The sequence below is a fragment of the Nonomuraea sp. NPDC003201 genome, from assembly GCF_053590415.1.
Genome location: NZ_JBSFTC010000507.1, coordinates 1 through 5,333, shown reverse-complemented (window position 1 = coordinate 5,333; position 5,333 = coordinate 1). Strand labels below are relative to the sequence as shown.

Genomic DNA, 5,333 nt, shown 5'->3' with positions numbered 1-5,333 from the left:
TCGCTCGAGAGCTCTTCAAAGCCCTCACCAGCCCAAACGCCGCTAACAACGAGGTTCCCGTTGCTGCTTGACAAACATAGGAGCATCGGAGCGGTCCGGTGACAACTCGCCCCGACGTGAACGCCAAGACCCCGGCGACAGGGCGCCAACCGTCGCCTACACCAGGCCGAGGTCGCGCAGGCTCTGCGCCATCTGCACAATCGTCGTCTCGGCGGGCCGCGGACGCCAGCCGAGCTCGCTGCGGGCCCGGTCGTTGTGGATGATCGGCCGTGGCGGGTCCTCCCCCGGCACCTCCTGCGTGGGTACGCGTGCGCCCGCCGGGCCGAGCCGTCGGCGCAGGATCTGGGCCACCTCCAGGAAGCTCAGCGTCGCACCGTCGGCGACGGCCAGGAAGCGCTTGCCCGCGGCTTTGGGCTCCGCCATGGCGCGAAGGTGCAGGTCGGCCACGTCGCGCACGTCGACGACGCCGAAGCGCTGGCGGGGCGCGAGGCTCATCGTTCCGTCGAGCATCGCCTTGATCAGCTGCGTCGAGGAGCGCAGGCCGGTCGTGAGGGTGGGCCCGAAGATGGCCGTCGGGTTGACCACGACGAGTTCGGTGTCGCCGCCGTCGCGCTCCATCAGGGCCCATGCGGCCCGCTCGGCGATCGCCTTGGAACGCGGGTATGGCGCCAGGCCCGGCGTGTCGGGATCGGTCCAATCGTCTTCGGTGAACTCGGCGCCCGGCTTGGGCGTGTATCCGACCGCGGCGAAGGACGAGGTGAGCACGACGCGCCGGGCACCCGCGTCGCGCGCGGCACGCAGCACCCGCAACGTGCCCTCCCGAGCGGGGACGATCAGCTCGTCAGGGTTCTCGGGCTGGGCGACCGGGATGGGCGAGGCGACATGATGAACCTCCTCGCACCCGGCCACCGCGGCAGGCCAGCCGTCGTCGGCCATCAGGTCGGCGGCGACGATCTCCAGGCCGGCGTCGTCGGCGTCGCCGCGGCGCACCGCCGCACGCAGCTCAGCCTCCTGAGCCGTCCGGCGCACCGTGGCGCGCACCGGTCTCCCGGCCCGCAGCAGCGCGGCGATCAGGTGCGTCCCCACGTAGCCGGCCCCGCCGGTGACCAGGACCCGGCTCATCACAGCACCCCCAAGCGACCGGCCGCATCGATGGAACGCCGCATCGCCTCGGACTCCGCGGCCGTGTCGCCGCGGTCGCGAGCGTCCCACAGAGCCGCTTTCTCCCGCAGATAGGCCAGCCGGGCATGCTGGGCGAGGATCTCGGCCTCGATGCGCTCCGCATGACGCAGCAGCAGATCGCGCTGTTCGGCCGCCGCCAGCCGCCCGCGGGTGCGGTTCGCCAGGTAGGTGCGCATGTCTCCGATGCCCACGCCGACCGCGCGAAGGCAGGCCAGCGCCTCGATCACGTGAAGATCCTCGTCGCGGTAACGCCTGTGCCCGCTGTTCTCGTCACGGTCGATCGGGCCGACCAGCCCGACCTCCTCGTAGTAGCGCAGGGTCGGCTCACTCAGCCCGCTGCGCCGGGACACCTCATGGATGGTCAAAACTGCCATGCGGTCAGCGAAACACACCTCAAGCGCTTGAGGTCAAACGCGGGGCCTGTGCCGCCCGGACCGGTGACGTCCAGGTACGGCGCCCGGGCGCCGCCACCGACCTCAGCGGGTGCCGCCCGGTCCGGCGCACTGAGCGGAGAGCGACAGCGTCAACATCGGGTCACACGGTCTCGGCACGGGTCAGGTCGCTGATGGCGGCGAGACCTTCGCGTTGCAGATCGAGCAGATCGCGGGTCTCATCGGGCGCGATCCACCGGGCGAAGGCCGTCTTGAACACCAGAACGCCCAGCTCGCCGGCCAGGGAAGCGGTCACCTGGGCGATGCCGCGGGCGACGAGCGCGGCGGTCACGGCGTGGGAGAGCTTGGCCAGCTTGAGCAGCTCGCGCTCCCGCAACTGCTCGTTCGCCGTGATGATCCCGTTCCGCATGCGGGAGAACTCCCGGCCCCGTACGTCCTGCAGGACCCGGCCCCCGGCATCGAGCGCCGCGGCGAGCAGCCCGGCCATGGACGCGTCCGCCGGGGCGTCGGCGATCGCGCCCACGAAGGCGGCTTCGAGCTGCTCCCCGCCGGCGAACAGCACCTCGCGCTTGTCCGCGAAATGCCGGAAGAACGTCCGCTCGGTCACCCCGGCCCGCCCGGCGATCCCGGCCACGGTCGTCGCCTCGAAGCCGTCCTCGGCGAACAGCTCCATCGCCGCCCGCTGCAGACGATCCGACGCTCCAGGTGCCCAACGTGCCATGTCCGGATCGTAGCCCGAACCGAGGTGATGACAGAGCCTGACATCACGGCTATGCTGGTGATGTCAGCTCCTGACATCATTCTTGGAAGCGAGCCCAACCATGCACGTTTTCGTCACCGGAGCATCCGGATTCATCGGCCGCGCCGTCGTCGCCGAGCTCATCGCCGCCGGTCACAAGGTGACCGGACTGGCCCGTTCCCAGGCATCGGCATCCGTCATCAAGGACCTCGGGGCGGACGTCCACCCCGGCGACCTCGACGACCTCGACCGGATCCGCCAGGGCGCGAACGCGGCCGACGGCGTCGTCCACCTCGCCAACAAGCACGACTTCGCCCACCCCGAGATCTCCAACGGCGCCGAGCGGGCCGCGGTCCAGACCATCAGCGACACGCTCGCCGGGTCCGATCGGCCGTTCGTGCTCGCGGCCGGCCTCGCTCTGCCCGGCCTCGGACGCCCGTCGACGGAGCGGGATCTCAATCCCGCCGTCGGCCCGGACTCACCCCGCGGCGGTGCCGAGAACCTCGCCCTTACCTACGCCGACCGTGGCGTACGGGTGATTTCCGCCCGCTTCGCCCCGACCGTCCATGGCCAAGGCGACCACGGCTTCATCTCCATCATCGCCCAGGCCGCCCGGCGACGCGGAGCCTCCGTCTACCCCGGCGAGGGGCACAACCGCTGGCCCGCCGTCCACCGCTCCGATGCCGCGCGCCTGGTCCGGTTGGGGCTCGAGGACGCCCCCGCCGGCACGATCCTGCACGTCGCCGCCGAAGAGGGCGTGCCCGTCCGGCGGATCGCCGAAGCGCTCGCCGACCGCCTCGGCGTGCCGGCGAAGCCCGCCCCGGCGGAGCAGATCGCCGACGAGATCCCGTTCATCGGCGGGTTTCTGGCCGCCGACTTCCCAACAACGAGCACGATCACGCGCGAACTGCTCGGCTGGCGGCCCACCGGCGCCACCCTCCTGGAGGACATCGCCGCGGGCCACTACGACCAGCCCTGAACCGACCGTGATCACGGGCGACGCGGTGCCGGCCGCGCCGCCCACCCCCACCGGCATCACCGGCGCAGGCCCACGAGCAGCGTCCACGCGGGGAACATCGTCCAGACGACGGCGCCCGGGATCCCGCCGGCGGCCCAGGCCCACGACACGTCGAAGACGACCGTGACGAGGAAGCCGACGCCGAACGCCCCGGCGGCGACCGGCAGCCCGATCACGATGGCGCGGCCGAGGCGGGTCACGGCCGCGGGCAGGGTGCCGGTGCGCGCCCCCGCGGCGCTGATCGCGCCCGCCCAGCACATGCCGGCGACGGCGCTCAGGCTCACCGGGACGACCTGGTACTCGAACGGCATCAGGCCCGTGAGCAGCAGCGCCTGCAGCACGACGACCAGGACGGCGGCGACCAGGCCGATCCTGGTCCACCCGCGGGCGCGGGCGTCGCCGGCCATGAGGCGGCCAAGGCCGAGCACCACCGGCACAAGCGCGAGGTGCTGGAGCAGGACGAGGACGTCGTTGGCCGGGCCGAGCCAGCTGTCGCCGGGGTCGTCGGCCCAGGGCCGCGCGACGACGTAGAACAGGACCAGGAACGCGTCCGCGACCAGGCCCGTGACTCCGCTTGCCACCGACTGCCGGCGCAGCGACGCGGGCAGCGGGTGCGGGACTGTCTTCACCGGTGTCCTCCTTCACTCTCGCGAGTTGTCCGCCGGGCCGCCGATGAGGAACGGGGTCGTGACGTTCTCGTACATGAGGTGGACGAGCAGCCCCTCACGCGCGTGCGGCAGGTTGTGGCAGTGATCGACCCAGACGCCGGGGTTGTCGGCGAGGAAGGCGATGTCGTAGGACTCGCCGTTCTCGACGTTCAGGGAGTCGACCCACCAGGGGCTCCCGGTGGCGGGCATGCCGTCGCGGGCCAGCACCACCGCGCGATGGCCGTGCAGGTGCATGGGGTGCACCTCGCCGCTGTCGTTGACGATCGTCATGCGGACGACGTCGCCGTCGGCGACCGTGAACATCGGCACGTCCGGGTACATGTGGCCGTTGACGGTCCAGTAGAGCCCGGGGACGCCGTCGAGGAAGCCGGGCCGGCGGCCCATCTCGTAGCGGAAGGCGCGGTCGGGGTGCGCCGGGTCGAAGCCGAGGGGCGCGGGGGTGCCGTAGGTCAGCAGGTCCAGGGTGGCGGCCGGGCGGGCGCTCGCCGGGACGTCGGACGGGCGGCCGAGCACCACCGACAGCGGCCCGCCGATCTGCACCCGTACGGAGCCGCCGCCGGACGGCATGGTCACCTCGAGGTCGGCCCGGCCGCCCGCCGTCACGAGGACGGCGGCGCGCTCGACCGCTGTGGGGCCGTGCAGATCGGTGCCGTCCACGGCGACCAGGCGCCAGGCGGCGCCGGTGACCCACACCGGGGTGGGGCCGTTGTCGGTGTTGACCACGCGTACCCGCGCCGTGGCGCCGGGCGGGGCCGGGACGGTGACGTCGGACTCGGACCCGTTGACGGTGCGGATCCCGTGGTAGAGGTGTGCCAGGGCGACGACGTCGAGCGCGGCCGGCGGGCGCGCGGGCCGCACGACCAGGGCGCCGAAGAGGCCGCCCGCGACCTGCTCGTGCGACAGCTGGTGGGAGTGGTACCAGAACGTCCCGGCCCGGCGGACGACGAACCGGTAGACGAAGTCCCGGCCGATCCGGACCGCGTCCTGGGTGACCCCGGCGACGCCGTCCTCGCCGCCCGGGACGTCCACGCCGTGCCAGTGCAGGGTGACCCCGCCGGGCACAGACGCGTTGACCAGCCGTACCTGTACGAGCTGGCCCGCCACGGCCGTGATCTGCGGGCCGGGGGAGCGGCCGTTGAAGGTGTACCCGTCGATCTCGCGGCCCGACGCCAGCCGCACCCGCTGCTCGCGCGCGGTCAGCGTCACCTCGACGTCCGGCCTGCGCGCCGGGTCGGCGACCAGGGTGGTGATGTCGCGGGCGGCCGCGGTCCGGTGGTGGTGCGGCCCGCCCGCCTGCCGGCCGCCGTCGGCGTACCCCATGTCCATGACGGAGT

6 protein-coding genes are annotated in these 5,333 nt (G+C 72.7%); 1 reads left to right on the top strand and 5 read right to left on the bottom strand.

All coding sequences use genetic code 11. The annotated features are described in order from the left end of the window. Positions 1-156: 156 nt before the first annotated feature. The 3 genes from ACWDX9_RS59240 to ACWDX9_RS59230 form a co-directional block, all read right to left on the bottom strand. A complete protein-coding gene (locus ACWDX9_RS59240; RefSeq protein WP_449972426.1) occupies positions 157-1,122 on the bottom strand; it encodes an NAD-dependent epimerase/dehydratase family protein in 966 nt (321 codons plus the stop codon). Continuing rightward, complete coding sequence (locus ACWDX9_RS59235) at positions 1,122-1,532, bottom strand: MerR family transcriptional regulator (RefSeq protein WP_449972423.1); 411 nt, start codon at positions 1,530-1,532, stop codon at positions 1,122-1,124. Before ACWDX9_RS59235 ends, ACWDX9_RS59240 begins: the two co-directional genes overlap by 1 nt. Before the next feature lie 184 nt (positions 1,533-1,716). Then, positions 1,717-2,295, bottom strand: a complete 579-nt coding sequence (locus tag ACWDX9_RS59230; RefSeq protein ID WP_449972420.1) for a helix-turn-helix domain-containing protein — start codon at positions 2,293-2,295, stop codon at positions 1,717-1,719. A 100-nt stretch (positions 2,296-2,395) separates the two neighbouring features. Between ACWDX9_RS59230 and ACWDX9_RS59225 the strand changes: the two genes are divergently transcribed. Continuing rightward, complete coding sequence (locus tag ACWDX9_RS59225; protein ID WP_449972418.1) at positions 2,396-3,292, top strand: SDR family oxidoreductase; 897 nt, start codon at positions 2,396-2,398, stop codon at positions 3,290-3,292. Positions 3,293-3,348: 56 nt separating this feature from the next. On the opposite strand, the gene ACWDX9_RS59220 is transcribed toward ACWDX9_RS59225, so the two are convergent. Further along, on the bottom strand, positions 3,349-3,960 hold the full coding sequence (locus ACWDX9_RS59220) for a hypothetical protein (RefSeq protein ID WP_449972416.1): 612 nt from the start codon (positions 3,958-3,960) through the stop codon (positions 3,349-3,351). A gap of 12 nt (positions 3,961-3,972) precedes the next feature. Then, on the bottom strand, positions 3,973-5,333 hold a 1,361-nt coding region (locus tag ACWDX9_RS59215; protein WP_449972414.1), incomplete at its 5' end, for a multicopper oxidase family protein.